We start from the raw sequence: 16,768 nt of genomic DNA, 5'->3' as shown, positions 1-16,768 counted from the left end.
GCGGCGGGGGCGAGAAACCTACGACTGGGGCGTCGACGTGCCCGCCCGCGTCGCGTCCGTGCCCCAGCTCGCCAGGAGGCGGAGTGCGTCGAACGACGGGGAACCCGGTTCGGCGTGGTAGGTGATCATGGATTGTTCGTCGTCGTCGACCAGACGGAAGGACTCGAAGGAGAGGGTGAGTTCGCCGACCAGCGGGTGGTGAAGGCGCTTGACGCCGTGGCTCTTCTCCTTGACGTCGTGCGTCGCCCAGAGCCGCCGGAACTCCTCGCTCTTGACGGAGAGTTCGCCGACCAGGGCGGAGAGACGCGGATCGTCGGGGTGGCACCCCGCGTCCATCCGCAGAAAACTCACCATGTCGGAAGCCTTCTGCTCCCACTCCACGAACAGCTCGCGATACTCGGGCTTGAGAAACACCATCCGCGCCCAGTTCCGCTCCTGCGGAGGCACCTCCGCCCAGTCCCCGAAGACGGCCGCGGCCATCCGGTTCCAGACGAGAATCTCCGACCGCCGCCCCACGACATACGCGGGCACCCCGTCGAACGTGTCGATCAGCTCCCGCAGAGCGACCCGCACCTGCTGCGGCCGGACCGACGGCTTCTTCTTGTGCTGCTTCGGCTTCGCGAGATGCGTGAGATGCGCGTGCTCGGCCCCCGTCAGCCGCAGAGCGCGCGCGATCGAGTCGAGCACCTCCGCGGACACGTTCCGCCCATTTCCCTGCTCAAGCCGTGTGTAGTACGCCACTGACACCCCGGCCAGCTGCGCCAGCTCCTCGCGGCGCAGCCCGGGCACCCGGCGGTGCCGCCCGAAGTCCGGCAGCCCCACGTCCTCGGGCTTCAGCCGGGCCCGGCGCGTGCGCAGGAACTCGCTGAGCTCGGCACGCCGGTCCAGCGGCCGCCCGGCGGGCTCCTGAGAGGGCTGTTCATCCATACGTCCAGTATTCACGGTCGTACGCATACGAACCTGCCCCCACCAGTAGTAGGACCAGCGAACGTACGCAAAGCCGTGGTCTGGGTGACTGCTCGGAAGAGGAGCAGGCTGGACGCCGTGCCCGGCCGGAAGGCAGGCCGGGCGCAGAACCCCTCCCTAGGAGAACCCCCGGCATGACCACTGTCGCCGCATACGCCGCTCCCGCCGCCAAGGCTCCGCTGGAGCGCACGACCATCGAGCGTCGCCCGGTCGGCGAGCACGACGTTCTGATCGAGATCAAGTTCGCCGGCATCTGTCACTCCGACATCCACCAGGCCCGCGAGGGCTGGGGAGAGGCCATCTTCCCGATGGTCCCCGGCCACGAGATCGCCGGCATCGTCACCGAGGTCGGCCCGGGCGTCACCAAGTTCGCCGCCGGCGACCGCGTGGGCGTGGGCTGCATGGTCGACTCCTGCCGCGAGTGCGAGAACTGCGAGGCGGGCCTGGAGCAGTACTGCACCCGGGGCAACGTCGGCACGTACAACGCCATCGGCAAGGACGGCGAGCCCACCTACGGCGGCTACTCGACGCACATCGTCGTCGACGAGGCCTTCACCGTCCGTATCCCCGAGGGCCTGGCCCTCGACGAGGCCGCGCCGCTGCTGTGCGCCGGCATCACCACGTACTCCCCGCTCAAGCACTGGAACGCCGGTCCCGGCAAGAAGGTCGCCGTCGTCGGCATGGGCGGTCTCGGTCACATGGGCGTCAAGATCGCGCACGCACTCGGTGCCGAGGTGACCGTTCTCTCGCAGTCCCTGCGCAAGAAGGACGACGGGCTGAAGCTGGGCGCCGACCACTACTACGCGACCAGCGACCCGAATACCTTCAAGGAACTGCGCGGTTCCTTCGACCTGATCCTGTCCACCGTGTCCGCCCCGCTGGACCTCGACACCTTCCTGTCCCTCCTCAAGACGGACGGCGCCTTCGTGAACGTGGGCGCGCCCGAGGAGCCGGTCTCCCTGAACCTCTTCTCGGTGATCGGTGGCCGCAAGACCCTTGCGGGCTCCGGGATCGGTGGCATTCAGGAGACCCAGGAGATGCTGGACTTCTGTGCCGAGCACGGGTTCGGGGCGGAGATCGAGCTGATCAGCGCGGGCGAGATCAACGAGGCGTACGAGCGGGTGCTGAACAGTGATGTGCGGTACCGGTTCGTGATCGACGTTGCGACGATCTAGCTCTGCGGGTTCGCTCCGCTGGGGTGCCCTGCCGTATTGGGTGCGGGTTCGCCGTAGCCGGGCGCGCAGTTCCCCGCGCCCCTAAAGGACGGGGCTGCGCCCCTGTCCCTTAGGGCCGCCTGCCAGCAGCCATAGCAAGTACGGGCCGCCCACCAGCGCCGTCAGTGCCCCCACTGGGATTTCCAGTGGGGGCATCAGCGTGCGGGCCGCCAGGTCCGCCGCTACCAGGATCACCGAACCCGTCAACGCCGAGGCCGCCAGTGGTAGTTGGGGTGTGCGGGTCAGGCGGCGGGCCAGTTGGGGGGCCGTCAGGGCGACGAAGCCGATCGGGCCCGCCGCTCCGGTGGCCGTTGCCGCGAGGATCACGCCCAGGACCGTCAGGGCGAGCTGGGTCCGGTGGACGCGGACGCCCAGGGCGGCGGCCGTGTCGGGGTCGAGGCCGAGCGGGCGCAGGGCCCGGTTCGCCCACACCAGGGCGGGGAGGGCGAGGAGGAGGATCCAGGCCAGGGGTACCGCCTGATCCCAGCCGCGGCCGTTGAGGCTGCCGGTCAGCCACAGCTTGACCTGCTCGGCCGCGCCCAGCTCGCTCTCCGTGAGATACAGCTGGACGACCGCGGAGAGGGCCACCCCGATGCCGACCCCGGTCAGTACGAACCGGCTGGGCTGCATGCCGTGCCGCCAGGCCAGTACGTACACGAGCGCCGCGGCCCCCAGACCGCCCGCCACGGAGACCGCCGGGAGCGCGCCGGGGGAGGCGACCGCGCCGGTGGCGAGCGCCAGGACCGTGGCGGCGGCGGCCCCGTGGCCGACGCCGATGACGTCCGGGCTGGCCAGCGGGTTGCGCGTCACGGTCTGCACGAGTGCCCCGGAGAGCCCGTACGCGGCGCCGACCAGCGCGCCGAGCACGATCCGCGGGACCCGCAGCTCCCCGACGATCAGGTCGTACGGGCCGCCGTGGCCGCGCAGGACCCGCCAGACCTCGCCCGGCGACACGTACGTCTGCCCGACGCACGCCGAGAGCACCATCACGCCGGCCAGGAGAAGCAGCAGTACGACGACCACGGCTGCCGAACGGCGGTGCAGGAGCAGCGAGAAGGAGCGGCGGCGGAGTACGGAGAGGCCCGCCGAGTGGGGGTGAGCGGGGTCCGGGGACGGCCTTGGGGGTGTTGCCTGTTCGGGCGGGCGCCGGGATGCCGTCGTCACGAAGCCGCTCCCTTCCTGCGTACGAGAACGACCAGGACCGGCACGCCCACGAGAGCCGTCATCACCCCGGCCGGTACCTCCGCGGGGGCGCGGACCACCCGTCCCGCGACGTCCGCCGCGAGCAGCAGGGCCGCCCCGAGCAGGGCGGAGAGCGGCAGGGTCCAGCGGTGGCCGCCCGAGACGAGGCGGCGGGCCAGGTGCGGTACGGCGAGACCGATGAAGGCGATCGGCCCGGCGGCGGCCACCGCGGCGGCGGTCAGGACGGTCGCGCCGAGCGCCGCGCAGACCCGTACGCGCTGGACCTTGTGGCCCAGCGCACGCGCGGTGTCGTCGCCGAGGGCGAGTGCGTCCAGGCCGCGGGCGCAGCCGAGCACCAGCAGCGCGCCCGCGACGAGGAAGGGCAGCATCTGCCCGACCGTTCCCGCGTCGCGTCCGCCGAGCGCGCCCACCTGCCAGAACCTGAACTGGTCGAGCGTCGCCGAACTCGACGTCAGGACCACGGTGGTGGCCCCGCCGACCATCGCGGACAGCGCGGTTCCGGCGAGCGCGAGCTTGACCGGCGAGGCGCCGCCCCGGCCGCGCGAGGCGACGGCGTACACCAGGCAGGCGGCGACGACCGCGCCCACGAAGGCGAACCAGACGTAGCCGCCGAAGCCGTTGGCGAGTCCGCCCGTGATCGCGAACACGACCCCCGCCGCGGCTCCCTGGCTCAGCCCGAGGATTCCGGGGTCGGCCAGCGGATTGCGGGTGACGGCCTGCAGTGCCGCCCCCGCGACGCCGAGCGCGGCCCCCGCGGTGAGCCCGACGGCGGTACGGGGCAGCCGCAGCGACCGTACGACCAGCGCGTCCCGTGAGCCGCCGCCGTGCAGCAGCGCGTCGAGCACGGCGGACAGCGGCACCTGCCGGGTGCCGACGGCGAGGCTGAGGGCCACCGCGACGAGGGTGAGGAGGAGGGCGACCAGCAGCCAGGAGGCGCGTACGGAGGCGCGGGAGCTGCGTACGGAGGCACGGGATGTGCGTACGGTCGCGGTGCGCGTGGTCACGTGCTCGCGGACCTACTTGCCGAGTGACTCGGTGAGCTGCTTCACGACCAGGTCGGCCGCCGTGGGGCCCGCGTTGAGGTACCAGGGGTCGTCGTCGACCTTGACGGCGTGCCCGGCCTCGACGGCCTTCATCGACTTCCAGAGGGGCCGGGCGAGGACGCTCCCGGCGTCGGTCTTGTCCTGCGCGCCCTGCACGGAGTAGAAGATCCAGTCGCCGTCCGCGACATCGATGCTCTCGGCGCCGATGTCCTCCGAAATGGCGTTGAACTGCTGGGACTTGGGCCGTCCGAGCCCCATGTCGACGGCGATCGAACCGGTGAAGGAGGAGACGCCGAACATCCGGGTCCGGTCGGGCGTGAACCGCAGCATGGAGACCGCGGTGTTCTTCCCGTCGACCTTCGTGCCCGCCGCGGCGGCCTCGTCCGCGTGCTCGTCGAGGAGCTTCTGCGCCTGCTCGCCCTTGCCGACGGCGTCGCCGACGAGCAGCAGGTCCCGCTTCCAGTTGATGCCGTTGCCCGCGGTGATCACGGTCGGGGCGATCTTCGACAGCTTGGGGTAGAGGTCACCGAGCGAGTCGTTGGCGAGGATGAGGTCGGGCTTCGCGGTGGCCAGCGTTTCGAGGTTGGGCGCGGCCCGCGTGCCCGCGTCGGTCATCTTCGCGAGCTGCTTCTTGTACCGGGGGAAGGCGTCGGCGAGGTAGCCGGGCACGAGTCCGGCGTTGTCGGCGCGGGTGGTGGCGGTCGGTACGACTCCCAGGGTGAGCACGTCGTCCAGCTGCCCGGTGCTGAGCACGGCTATCCGCTTCGGCGCGGCCCCGATCTCGGTCTTGCCCTTGAAGTGGCTGACGGTACGGGGGAACTCGCCGTCCGCCGCCTTCGTACCCATGCCGTCGGCGAGGGCGCTGGGCGCGGCGGAGGGGCCCTCGGAGGCGCCGGCGACGGGGTTGCGGGCGCTCTTGCCGCCGCCCTCGCTGCTCTTGCCGCTCTCCGACGACGCGCATCCGGCCATCAGTCCGCCGGCCACGGTCACGGCCAGGACGGCGTTCAATCCCGATGTGCGCACGACTCTCTCCGATTTTTCGATCTATAAGGCAAGGCTTACCTTATCCCGCTTTCCGGAGTGGCCACTTCCGGGGCTGCGCGTCCGTCGTGGGGGCGCCTAGCGTGGAGGGGAGACGCGAAGAAAGGTCGTACGCACGATGACCGTCGAGCTGAACCACACGATCGTCGCCGCCCATGACAAGAAGACCTCGGCCCGGTTCCTCGCCGACATCCTGGGCCTGGAGGTGAGCCCGCAGTACGGCCCGTTCATCCCGGTCAGGATCCCCAACGGCGTGACCCTCGACTACATGGACGCGACCGGGCCCATCCCGCCCCAGCACTACGCGTTCCTGGTCTCGGAGGACGACTTCGACACGATCTTCGCCCGCATCCGGGACGCGGGTCTGACCTACTGGGCGGACCCCTTCCACCGCCATGTCGAAGAGATCAACACGAACGACGGTGGCCGCGGCACGTACTTCGACGACCCGAACGGCCACAACCTGGAGATTCTTACGCGGCCTTATGGGAGTGGGGGTCAGGGGTAGGCGGCATCGGCGGCGGCTCGGCCTGCGGGACCGGTCGGCCGTCGGCCATCGGCTAGTGGACGGTCTTCGCCGCCCACAGCACGGCCTCGCCGGACTTGATCACGACGTTGCCGTCGGCCTGGAGGACCAGGACCGCTCCCGGGTGGCCGAACGTCTGCGAGGCCCACACGGGTTTCCCGGCGCTGTTGTGGACCACCAGATTGCCGTCGTCCTGGAAGCGGGCGGTGTTGCCTGTGCCGGATGTCGCGGCGGCCCAGAGGGGGCGGTCCTGCTTGTCGGTGATCACGAGGTTGCCGTCCCGCTGCATGACCAGCTTCGTCTTGGTGGTCTGCACGGACTCTCCGACGCCCAGGTCGTACACGGCCTCGAGGCTCCTGCGTACCGGGCTCGCCGGCTTCACCGGCTTCGTGACCTCGGCAGAGGCCGAGGGCCGGGTCTTCGCGCCACCGGAGGAGTCGTCCGACGAACCCGAACCGGAACCGGACATACCGGCGTACGCGGCGACCGAGACGGCAGCCACGGCGACGACGGCCGCCGCGGTGACGGCGACGACCTGCCAGAGGGGGCGCCGGCGTCTTTCGGGCGTGCCGGGGGCGGCCAGGACGGTGCTGTCCAGGGTCGGCCCGGCGGCCGGGTGATCGGGGCCGGGAGCCGTGAAGGACTGGGTCTGCTGCTGGTGCGGGAGGTGCGGCTGCGCGTGGGTCTGCGAGCCGGCTCGCAGGTCGGGCGGGAGGTCGGGCCGCGGGTCGACGAGGGTGTGCGTCGGCTGCTCGTGCGCCGTCAGTTCCGTGGCGAGGGCCGGCGGGCGGACGTCCGGCCAGTTGCCGGTACGGGCGCCGATCTGCTCCAGGCGCCTGCCCAGCTCGGCCGCGGTGGGGCGGTCGCCCGGAGCCTTGGCCAGACATGAGGCGAGTACGGGGACCAGGGTCGGCGGAACGCCCTGGAGGTCGGGCGCCTCGTGGACGGCCCGGTAGACCAGGGCGGCCATGGCCACGTTCTCCTGCGGGCGCGCGAACGGGCCGTGACCGGTGGCGGCGTACACCAGGACCGCGGCCAGCGAGAACACGTCGGCGGGCTCGGCCGGCACACCACCGACGGCCTGGTCCGGCGCGAGAAAGCCGGGCGAACCGAGAACTCCGCCGACCTGGGTGTGCCGGGGGTCGTCGGCGGCCCGCGCGATGCCGAAGTCGATCAGCCGCGGACGGTCGCGGGCCAGCAGGACGTTGCCCGGCTTCACGTCCCGGTGCGTGAGGTCGGCCTGGTGTACCGACTGCAGCGCGCCGCACAGTTCGGCGGCGAGCGAGAGGACCGCGGCCTCGGGCAGCGGGCCGTGGCGCGCCACCCATTCGTCGAGCGACGGCGCCGGTACGTACTCGGTGGCCAGCCACTGCGGACGCTGGCCCGGCGGGCTGTAGTCCACGACGGTCACGGTCCACGGCGAGCGCACCCGGTCGCTGTTGCGTATCTCGCGCGCGAACCGCTCCTCGAACCCCGGATCACTGCTGAGATCCTCACGGATCGTCTTCAGCGCCAGCAGACGCCCGGACGGCGTACGGGACAGGAACACCTGCCCCATGCCTCCCGCCCCGAGCCGGTTCAGAAGCGGGTAGCCGCCGATGGACGACGGATCCGAAGGCTGAAGGTTCTTCATGAAAGCTGCACCCCAGGGATCGGCCTCGCCGCTCCAACAACGCGTCGCGGCCTGGTAGTTGAATCGAGGAGCAGCGTAGTTGGCGGGGCGCGCGGAGGTGGGCCGAGTGAGCGTGTTGGGCCGGGTCTGTGCCGCGTTTGTGCCGAGTCTGTGGCGAGTCGTCTGCGCAGAGTCTGCGGCGGGGCGGGGCGGGTCTGCGGCGAGTCGGGTCTGCGGCGAGTCGGGCTCGCTGCCCTGCGCCGCCGTTCGCTGCTCTACGCCGCCGGTCCTGTGGGCCGGTCCAGGGCGGCGAGGGCCGCTGCGAGACTGCTGTGACTGGTGAGCGTGTCGGGGTGCTCGGGTCCCAAGGTGCGCCGGCGGATGTCGAGGGTCTGGCGGTGAAGCTCTGCGGCCTGCCGGTAGTCCCTGAGGTCGAACAGCGCGCCGGCCAGGTTGTCGCGACTGGCGAGGGTGTCGCGGTGTTCGGGCCCCTGAACACGGTTGTCGACGTTCAGCATGATCTGACGCAGAGCGAGCCGCTCGGCATTCAGACCGGCCTCCTTCAGCAGATTGGCGAGAGAGTGCACCGGACGGCGGGCGTCGCCGAGCGGGAGCTGACTGTCCTGATGCAGCAGGAGAGGGATGTGGAGGGCGAGTACGCGCGCCACCGCCCAGCCGGACCGTCCGCTCGCGCGGATGGCCGTCACGGCGTCGGCGAGATGTTGCGCGACGGCGGAATGCCAGCGAGTGACGTCGGCGGCCTCTTCGGTCAGGGCGATGATGTTGATCTGGCGGACCAGGGGGTCCAGCGTGATCGTGCGGGCGTCGCCGCTCGTCGCCGAGGCATCGGGGATACCCAGGAGTCCGTAGCGGTTCAGGCCGGCAAGCGCGGCGTCCAGGCTTCCCTGGGTGACCGTCGCTCGAAGAGCGGACTCCAGCAGACCCGGTGTGACGAGAGACAGGGGTACGGGCGCCTCCGCGAAGAGAGCGAGCAGCCGCAGCAAGGGGCGTGCCAGCGAGTGCCCTTCGTTGCTCAGCTGGTCAAGCGAGAGCTCCCAGGTGTGGCGTACGGCCTGCCGGGCCACCTCGGGGTCGGCGGCGTTGGGGTCTTCCGCCCCGAGAAGCGAGTGCATGTCGTCCAGCAGGGCGCCGCGGTACGCCATGAAGGTCTGGTAGCGGCTCGTGGGCCTGGTGAGGTAGGCGCTCGTCGAGTGCAGAGCCAGTGGCAGACCGCCCAGGCGAGTGGCCAGCGCCTCGGCCTCTCGTAGCGTTCCCGCTCTGGGGGCCGCGTCCGCGAGGACCTGCGCGGCCGCGTGGACGGTCAGCGGTGCGAGCCGCAGGACCTCGGCACACGGTCCCCACGTGTCCGTGCTGGTGTCCCGACTCGTCACGAGCAGGAGACCCCCGCCCTCCGGGCGGATCCAGCCTCGGTAGTTCCGTATCTTCTCCGGCTCCGGGCCTATCCTGCTCGTCTCGTCCGCGTCGTCGATGACCATCAGCCACTTGCGGGTGCGGGCCAGTTGCTGCCACACCGTGTCGGGCAGGTTCTCGTGACCCGCGTGAGCCCTTTCCAGAGCACTCAGCGGCAGGCCGCATGCGAGGGCGACCTGGGTGAGGTGCTTCGCCAGATCGACGTGATCGCGCCACCGGACCCAGAACACCGTGTATCCGGCGCTCTTCGCCTGGGCGCACAGAGTCGCGGCCACGGTGGTCTTTCCGATGCCGCCCACCCCGCAGAGCACGGCGAAACGGTCCGCGGGATTCCGTAACAGGCGGGTGAGGACGGCCAGTTCCGGCTCACGGCCCCGCACCAGAGCCGGAATGACGTGCGGAGCCCGAAGCGAGCTCAGCCCGGTCGCGGCGGTCGCGCCCACCTGAAGCAGTTGGCTGGAAACCGGCGCCTCCAGATCGAGGCGTCTGCTCGCCAGACCCAGGGCCGTGCCGAGGAGCGCGAGCAGCGCGAAGACGCACCAGGCCACCCATGGGCTGCGCGCCCAGCCGGGAACGGACTCGCTCGCGTAGTTCGTCACCGGCCCCAGCAGGACGGTTACCAGCGCCAAGGCCCCGGCCGCTGCCGCGCCCAGCCTCGCGTGGCGTTTGTGTTGCACGCTCTGCCCCCTGCTGGCATGCCGTTGTAGTGCCAGCATCATGACGGAGCGCCACCACACGTGACACCCGGCCGGACGTCAACAGCGTTCTTCGGCCGTCGTCCTGGCGGCACGCCACCTCCCTTCGAGCGGCACGCAACAGCCTCAACGTGGGCCGAAATGCCCCGTACGGCAGTGGAGTTGTGTTCGATAGCCTGCGCGGGCCGACGGCCGACGACCGGGTTCACCGATGTGAGGTCGTCGCAGTTGAGCGGTCGGCATGGGGGCGTGGCATGCGAGCGGTCGTCGTGGGAGCGGGTATCGGGGGACTGGCGGCGACGGCGAGCCTGCGCCGGGCCGGTCACGAGGTCACGCTGGTCGAGCAGGCGGCTCGGTTCACCGAGATCGGTGCCGGGATCCAGCTCGCGCCCAACGCCACGCGTCTGCTGCGCCGGCTGGACCTACTCGACGCGGTCGCCGCACAGGCCGCCCGCCCCTCCCACCTGAGCTTCCGCACCTGGTCCGACGGGGCCGAGATCTGCCGCTACGCGCTGGGGCGTGAAGCCGAGGAGGCGTTCGGGGCGCCCTACCTGCTGCTCCACCGGGCCGATCTGCATCAGGCCCTGGCCGCCGCGGTGCCGCCCTCGTCGGTGCGTCTGAACACCGTTGTCGTGGGCATCGACCAGGACGACGAGTCCGCCACCGTGACGACGGCGAGCGGCGAGCGCCTGCGCGCCGACCTGGTCGTGGCCGCCGACGGGATACGGTCCGCCGCCCGCCAGTGGCTCTTCGGCGCGGACAAGGCGGTCTTCTCCGGGACCGCCGCCTACCGGGCGCTGCTCCCGGCCGACCAGGTGGCCGATCTGGACCTGCCCGACCTCGGCATCTGGCTCGGTCCGGGCCGACACTTCGTCCACTACTGGGTGCGTCGTGGGGAGCTCCTCAACGTCGTGGCCGTCGTCACGGCGGAGGCGCACGTGGTGGCGGAGTCGTGGACCGCTCGGGCGGAACCGGGCGAGCAACTGCGCGAGTTCGAGGGCTGGGACTCCCGGGTGCTCGACATCCTCGAACGCGCGGGCCAGGTGTTCCGCTACGGCATCCATACGCGGGTGCCGCTCGCGCGGTGGAACGTCGGCCGGGTGACCCTGCTGGGCGACAGCGCCCATGCGATGGTCCCGTTCCAGGCCCAGGGCGCGGCACAGGCGATCATGGACGCGGCCGTACTCGGCGACGCCCTCACGGGTGCGACCCCGGCCGACGTACCCGACGCCCTCGACCGGTACGTACGCCGCCGCCTGGCGACCGCCACCAGCATGCAGGCCAACTCCGCACGGGCGGGCGACGACTTCCACCTCCCGGACGGCCACGAGGCCCGGGCACGGAACGCCCGCATGTCGGCGTACGCGGCCGAGCACGTCTTCCTGCCCCAGGCGACGGGGTGGGCGGTGGATGTCCTTGACGATCGGCGTCCCGATCGGCGCCCTTGACGAACGACCACCGTCGTGGGGCCAGGCCTGGGTCAGGCCGTCGGCATCATGACGTGCTGCTTGACGAGTTCGTACGACCGCAGCCGATCGGCCAGCGAATGGACGGGCGTTACGAGCATGAGTTCGTCCGCTCCGGTCAGGTCCACCAGGTCTGTCAGCTGCTTCGCGACGGTCTCGGGTGAGCCCTGGGCCTGGTGGGCGCGGAAGCCTGCCAGGACCTGTGCCTCTTCCGCGGTGAACGAGTGGGCGGCTGCCTCTTCGGGCGTGGGGAAGGGGATGCCGCCTCGCCCCTGGAGGAGCCCGACCTTGATGACGTCCATCGGGCCGACGAGTCGGGCCGCCTCCTCGTCCGTCTCGGCGCACACCGTTTCCACGCAGACCAGCACGCGCGGGCTCGCGCACCAGCGGGACGGGGAGAAGCGCTCGCGGTAGTGGGCGAGCGAGGCCAGGGTGTTGTCGGGACGGATGTGATGGGCGAAGGCGATCGGCAGTCCGAGTTCCGCGGCGAGCGCGGCACCGGCCGTGCTGGAGGACAGCAGCCATGGCTCGGGGAGCGGGTCCAGCCCGACCTCGTCCACCAGGAGCCGCAGCGTCGACGACACGTCGTCGCGGTACTCGTCGTCCGTCGTCGGACCGGCCCCGCGGCGCAGGGCCCGCGCCGTGGATTCGTCGAACGTGCCCGGGCCCCGGCCGATGCCCAGGTCGATCCGGCCCCCGTGCAGCGCGGCCAGCGTGCCGAACTGCTCCGCCAGCATGATCGGGGCGTGGTTCGGAGCGAGAACGCCCCCCGAGCCGAGCCGGATGGACGCCGTCGACGCGGCCGCGTGGGCGGTCAGTACGACGGGCGGGAACGCTCCGATGGCCGGGGAATGGTGATGCTCGGCGTACCAGAGCCGCAGATAACCGAGCTCTTCGACGCGTCGGGCGAACTCGGTGGTGTCTCGCAACGTGTCCTCGGCCGGAGTACCCGTCTGGACCATGGCCACTTCGAGCGCGCTGAGCGGAACGGTGATCATCGGTCCAGTATAGAAATCGTCCGCCATCTCCAACTGCCGTTGTACGTACGGTGGATCGGCTGCTGTGTCGAGGGCCGGCGGGGTCGGTCGGTGCCGGTGGCGGGCCGGTGCCGTCGGGTGGAAACCGTGGGGCGGTCAGACGGACGGGGCGGCGAAGTAGTGGCCCTTGTCGAGGTCGTCGAGGAGCCCGGGCCCGGTCGGCTGCCACCCCAGCAGTTCGCGGGTGTACGCGCTGGAGACGGGGCTGTCCATGGCGAGGAAGGCGGCCAGCCAGGTGAAGTGCCCGGCCGCGTCGTCGGGGGAGACCGAGGCCACGGGCAGACCGAGCTGCCGCCCGATCACCTCGGCGACGGCACGTATCGGCACGCCCTGGTCCGCGATCGCGTGCAGCGTGGAGCCGGCCGGAGCGCTCTCCAGTGCGAGGCGGAAGAGGTGCGCGGCGTCGGACCGGTGCACGGCGGGCCAGCGGTTGGCGCCGTCGCCGATGTAGCCGGATACGCCCTTCTCGCGGGCGATGCTCACCGCGGTGGCCATGAAACCGTGGTCCCCGTCGCCGTGCACGGTCGGGGGAAGCCGTACGACGGAGGAGCGGACGCCGCGGTCCGCGAGGGCGGCCGTGGCGTGGGCGTTGGCCAGCCGCTTGAGCGGGCCTGCGCCCCAGTGGCCGCCGGCCGGGCCGGACGACGCCTGACCGTCCTGCTCGGTGGCGACCCGCCCCGGCGCCAGCCCGAGCGTCCCGGACGCGATGACGAACGGGCGGTCGGATCCGGCGAGCGCCTCGCCGAAGGTGTCGATGGCGAGCCGGTCCGCGTCGGCGGCGTCCTCGAAGCCGCCGCTGAACGCGATGTCGTGCTTGAAGGCGAGGTGGATCACGCCGTCGGACTCGGCAGCCGTGTCGCGCAGGGTGTCGAGATCGTCGAGCGTGCCGCGGCGCACCTCGGCGCCGGCCTCGACGAGAGCGACGGCCGAGGCGTCCGAGCGGGCGAGCCCGACGACCTGGTGGCCGGCGCCGATGAGCTCCGGAACGACGGCCGAACCGATCCAGCCGGACGCGCCGGTGACGAACACACGCATGAGGAGAACCTCCGGGTAGGTCGACCGTCCTGGCCGCGGGCGCGTGAAATGCGCGTGGAATGCGCGGGTGTGCGTCCTGTGCGCGGCGGCGAACGAGCCGATGTCAGTGACTGACATCAACCGTAGCGCCTGATGTCAGTCACTGTCATCGCGTACGATCAGGGGCATGAGTCGATGGGAGCCGGACGCACGCGGGCGGCTTGAGAAGGCGGCGCTGGATCTCTACAGCGAGCGCGGGTACGAGCAGACGACCGCCGCGCAGATCGCCGAGCGTGCGGGGCTGACCGAGCGGACGTTCTTCCGGCACTACGCCGACAAGCGCGAGGTGCTCTTCGGGGGGTCGCAGGCGCTGGAGCAGGCCTTCGTGGACACGCTCGCCGACGTTCCGCAGGTGGCCGCGCCGATCGACGCGATGGCCACGACGCTGGAGACCGTCGCCGCCTTCTTCCTGGAGCGCCACGAGCACTCCCGGCAGCGCCAGGCCGTCATCGTGGCCAACGCGGAACTGCGCGAGCGCGAGCTGATCAAGCTCGCGTCCCTGTCCGCGGCCCTCGCCGCCACACTCCGCCGCCGCGGCGTCAAGGACCCGGCCGCGACCCTCACCGCCGAGGCCGGCATAACGGTCTTCAAGGTCGGCTTCGAACGCTGGGTCACCGACAACGGCGACCGCCCCCTGGCGGACTTCCTGCGCGAGTCACTGGACGAGCTCAAGGTGGTGACGGGGGGCGGGTGATGGCGGGTGGGTAACCGCGGGTGGGTGGCCGCGTAAGCCGGATTTGCTGAGGGTTAGCCGCGGCCGATCGTCATGGACCACCGCACCGACGAGGGCGCCAGAACCGAGACGGTGCCCTTCTTCTCCACTCCCGCGACGTCGACCTGGTTGTAGGCGGTGCCCGTGGTGGTGCTTGCTCTGCCATCGACGCATTCCAACGGGAAGCCGACGTTCACCGGCTTCACGGAGACCTCGATCTTCCCTCTGCCCTGGCACCGGACGGCGATGATCAGGGCATCACCCTTCTCACCCTCACCGAACTCGAAGGTGCCACCGCCACGGGTCTCACCCTGACTGGCGACGACGGTCTCGGAGTCGTCCAACTCGGGCGGGTCCTTCACTGGGTCGGAGTCCGAGTCTGCCTCTGCCTCTGCCTCTGCCTCTGCGTCCGCGTCCGCGTCCGCGTTCGGGGCCGAGTCCTGTTCAGGGCTGAGGGAGGAGGCGGTTGCCGTTGTGCCGGGAGCAGCAGGCTCCGGAGTACTGGCGACGTTCGCCCGCTGATCGGACGTACAGGCAACCGCAAGGGCCAGCACGGCCATCGCGAGGCTCGATGCGATCAGCGGCGAGGCCGCTCTTGGAATTCGGATGACGGTTCCCCCTGGTCGGACGAGTGGGGGCAACCGGTCGTGATGCCCCCGCCCGCGATCACCTGATATTGCGGCACGTCACCACGGCAAACAAGATCCCAGCGAAAACGCTGAGGGGAACGTGAGATTCAGTTTCTGTCCGAGACGATCCGCGCCACGCTCCAGGCGCGAGTGGGGCGCGCCCTCGTCAAGGGCGCGCCCACGGCCTACTGCCCGCTGCCTACTTGGTGCCGTTCTCGGCGAACGTCCACACGGCGCGGCTGCCCGGGCCGACGACGAGGTTCGAGTGGCCGATCTGCTCCACGTGGCGGTCCTTCACGGGCCGGTTGAGCAGAACTCGAACTGCCGCAGCCCCGCCTGGTCGCGCGGGACGGTGGTGAACCGAATCGTGGTGCCGCCACGCGTCGCGACGACGCCACCGTCGCCCAGGGTCCGGACGGCGAACCTGCCGGCCCGCAGCAGCGGCACGTTGTCGGCGAGGTCGCCTTCGGTGACCGCGAGGTGGACGGAGGTCACGTCACGCATCAGATGGGTGCGGTAGTCGTCGGACAGGTAGCGCTCGCGTCCGACGTCACCGGGGAAGCTCGCCGGCTCGGTCTTGCCGCGCGGGTCGGCGAAGTACTCCGGCCGGTACTCCATGGCCCAGGCCCCGAAGGCGTCATACTCCGTGGTGGTGAGGATGGCGTCGAACCACGGCACGGGGACACCGTCACCGAAGTCGCGCGTCTGGAGGAACTCGACCGGGTCGGCGACACCCTCGTCCTTCAGCCGCTCGGTGACCGTCGTCAGGTCTCCCGCCCGCTCGGTCGAGAGGCCGAGCCCGGCGGAGCCGAGGGTGCCGTCCTGGCCGGCGATGTCACCGACTCCGAACAGTTCGAGATAGGTCTCGCGGCCCATCAGATAGCGGCCGGTCCAGGTCTGTCCGCCGGTACCGGTCGTCGTACGGACCTGGAAGTTGGCGAAGTCCCGCAGGTAGTCGGAGTGCTCGATGGCGTCTGCGGTCTCCCGGTCGAAGACACCGTAGGAGTGGTTGTAGAACAGCAACTGCCGATCGTGCGCCGACCGGTCGCCCCCTTCGGCCTGTGCTGTCCCCACACCACCCCCGACCGCACCGGTGAGAGCCACAGCGAGCACGATGATCATCCGTAATGTCCGACGAATCAGCATGTGGGGGATCGTAGGGCGGGGAGCGTGCGGCTGCTGTTCATTTCGGACGAGGCCGAAATGACCGAAGCGTGACGTGAGATGAGGCGCCACTTCCCTACGTTCCTGGCATCGGTGCCACCCCGAGCGGACGGGGAACGCCGTTACCGGCGAGCCTGCGCTGCCATGTGCCCATGGTCGGCAGTCGGCACTCGGCTGCCTAATGAGTGCCTGTTCATGGACAGTCGGGCCGCGGCATCCAGGTCGCCGCCACTGACGAGCGCGCGGACCTCGTGGGCAAGCGGAGTCACGTCGCTGATACCGACCGTCCACTCGTCCGCGTAACGCCGCACGGCCTCACCGCAGAGCCCGAGTTGGAGCGAACGGTACGCCAGGGGCCGCAGGTGCAGATCTCGCTCGGGATCCCACTGGACGCGGGCCGGGGCCTGCTTGACCTGTCGCTGCCAGGTGGCACGGTCGGGGTGCACCCCACGTACGTAGCTCGACAGGCACGCGTGCCGCAGCGCCCACTCGAAGCCGTCGCGGCTGCTCTCGTCCGCCCCTACGCCCTCCCCCTGACCCGCATCGTCGAACTCACCGACGACCACATTCGCCACGACCAGGGGCATACCTGCCTGACGGTCAGCCACCACCCCTTCGTGCTCCCGCCGAAGCTCGCCCGCCTCATCGACGATCAGCTGCAGCACAGCCCCCGGCACAGCAACACCGCGGGGTGCAGATACCTCTTGCCCGGTCACAGCCCTGGACGCCCGCGCAACCCCCTCGGCCTCGCCGACACCTTGAGACACCACGGTCTGCCCGCCCGCGCTGCACGGAACACCGCCATGATGGACGCCTTGGTAGACCTGCCGCCCATGGTCATCGCCGACCTGCTCGGCATCCACCCCGAGACAGCCGAACGCTGGGCCACCCTCGCCGGCGGGAACTGGTCCGATTACTTGGCAGCGCGACGGGCCGACCCGTAGGGCCAGGTAGT

General features: G+C 70.9%; 15 protein-coding genes and 1 pseudogene. 5 read left to right on the top strand and 11 right to left on the bottom strand.

Annotated features, from left to right (window positions below; translation table 11 throughout):
* Positions 1-18 precede the first annotated feature (18 nt).
* On the bottom strand, positions 19-927 hold the full coding sequence (locus tag AOK17_RS21775; protein ID WP_055614192.1) for a helix-turn-helix transcriptional regulator: 909 nt from the start codon (positions 925-927) through the stop codon (positions 19-21).
* 173 nt (positions 928-1,100) lie between these two features.
* Between AOK17_RS21775 and AOK17_RS21770 the strand changes: the two genes are divergently transcribed.
* On the top strand, positions 1,101-2,141 hold the full coding sequence (locus tag AOK17_RS21770; RefSeq protein ID WP_055614191.1) for an NAD(P)-dependent alcohol dehydrogenase: 1,041 nt from the start codon (positions 1,101-1,103) through the stop codon (positions 2,139-2,141).
* Positions 2,142-2,222: 81 nt separating this feature from the next.
* Here AOK17_RS21770 and AOK17_RS21765 read toward each other — a convergent pair whose 3' ends face one another.
* The 3 genes from AOK17_RS21765 to AOK17_RS21755 form a co-directional block, all read right to left on the bottom strand.
* Positions 2,223-3,344, bottom strand: a complete 1,122-nt coding sequence (locus AOK17_RS21765; protein ID WP_055614190.1) for a FecCD family ABC transporter permease — start codon at positions 3,342-3,344, stop codon at positions 2,223-2,225.
* A complete protein-coding gene (locus tag AOK17_RS21760; protein ID WP_055614203.1) occupies positions 3,341-4,309 on the bottom strand; it encodes a FecCD family ABC transporter permease in 969 nt (322 codons plus the stop codon). The genes AOK17_RS21765 and AOK17_RS21760 overlap by 4 nt, the downstream gene beginning before the upstream one ends.
* Before the next feature lie 90 nt (positions 4,310-4,399).
* Positions 4,400-5,449, bottom strand: a complete 1,050-nt coding sequence (locus tag AOK17_RS21755) for an ABC transporter substrate-binding protein (protein WP_055614189.1) — start codon at positions 5,447-5,449, stop codon at positions 4,400-4,402.
* Between the two features lie 136 nt (positions 5,450-5,585).
* Here AOK17_RS21755 and AOK17_RS21750 point away from each other — a divergent pair, with 136 nt between their 5' ends.
* Entirely contained in the window at positions 5,586-5,975 is a 390-nt protein-coding gene (locus AOK17_RS21750) for a VOC family protein (protein WP_055614188.1), read from the top strand.
* A 52-nt stretch (positions 5,976-6,027) separates the two neighbouring features.
* Here the strand turns inward: AOK17_RS21750 and AOK17_RS21745 are convergent, their stop codons facing one another.
* On the bottom strand, positions 6,028-7,626 hold the full coding sequence (locus AOK17_RS21745; RefSeq protein ID WP_055614187.1) for a protein kinase domain-containing protein: 1,599 nt from the start codon (positions 7,624-7,626) through the stop codon (positions 6,028-6,030).
* Between the two features lie 254 nt (positions 7,627-7,880).
* On the bottom strand, positions 7,881-9,713 hold the full coding sequence (locus tag AOK17_RS21740; protein WP_157881372.1) for a tetratricopeptide repeat protein: 1,833 nt from the start codon (positions 9,711-9,713) through the stop codon (positions 7,881-7,883).
* A 272-nt stretch (positions 9,714-9,985) separates the two neighbouring features.
* Between AOK17_RS21740 and AOK17_RS21735 the strand changes: the two genes are divergently transcribed.
* Positions 9,986-11,179, top strand: a complete 1,194-nt coding sequence (locus AOK17_RS21735; RefSeq protein ID WP_055614185.1) for an FAD-dependent monooxygenase — start codon at positions 9,986-9,988, stop codon at positions 11,177-11,179.
* A gap of 32 nt (positions 11,180-11,211) precedes the next feature.
* Here the strand turns inward: AOK17_RS21735 and AOK17_RS21730 are convergent, their stop codons facing one another.
* Complete coding sequence (locus AOK17_RS21730) at positions 11,212-12,195, bottom strand: LLM class flavin-dependent oxidoreductase (RefSeq protein ID WP_055614184.1); 984 nt, start codon at positions 12,193-12,195, stop codon at positions 11,212-11,214.
* 135 nt (positions 12,196-12,330) lie between these two features.
* Positions 12,331-13,269, bottom strand: coding sequence for an SDR family oxidoreductase (locus AOK17_RS21725; protein ID WP_055614183.1), 939 nt, complete (start codon positions 13,267-13,269; stop codon positions 12,331-12,333).
* A gap of 166 nt (positions 13,270-13,435) precedes the next feature.
* On the opposite strand from AOK17_RS21725, the gene AOK17_RS21720 reads away from it, so the two are divergent.
* Entirely contained in the window at positions 13,436-14,002 is a 567-nt protein-coding gene (locus tag AOK17_RS21720) for a TetR/AcrR family transcriptional regulator (RefSeq protein WP_055614182.1), read from the top strand.
* Positions 14,003-14,055: 53 nt separating this feature from the next.
* Here the strand turns inward: AOK17_RS21720 and AOK17_RS21715 are convergent, their stop codons facing one another.
* From AOK17_RS21715 to AOK17_RS21705, 3 genes and pseudogenes are all read right to left on the bottom strand, one after another.
* Positions 14,056-14,382: a hypothetical protein gene (locus AOK17_RS21715; protein ID WP_245697271.1), complete on the bottom strand. Its 327-nt coding sequence runs from the start codon at positions 14,380-14,382 to the stop codon at positions 14,056-14,058.
* 466 nt (positions 14,383-14,848) lie between these two features.
* A pseudogene (locus AOK17_RS21710) lies at positions 14,849-15,771 on the bottom strand (DUF5829 family protein).
* Positions 15,772-15,935: 164 nt separating this feature from the next.
* Positions 15,936-16,400 (bottom strand): DUF4291 family protein, encoded by a 465-nt coding sequence (locus AOK17_RS21705; RefSeq protein WP_079053200.1) that lies wholly within the window; start codon positions 16,398-16,400, stop codon positions 15,936-15,938.
* Positions 16,401-16,616: 216 nt separating this feature from the next.
* Here AOK17_RS21705 and AOK17_RS50810 point away from each other — a divergent pair, with 216 nt between their 5' ends.
* Positions 16,617-16,757, top strand: a complete 141-nt coding sequence (locus tag AOK17_RS50810; protein ID WP_157881371.1) for a hypothetical protein — start codon at positions 16,617-16,619, stop codon at positions 16,755-16,757.
* The last annotated feature ends 11 nt before the right edge of the window (positions 16,758-16,768 follow it).

Source organism: Streptomyces phaeochromogenes (assembly GCF_001418655.1).
Lineage (GTDB): Bacteria > Actinomycetota > Actinomycetes > Streptomycetales > Streptomycetaceae > Streptomyces > Streptomyces phaeochromogenes.
This window is presented reverse-complemented; position numbering and strand designations above follow the sequence as displayed.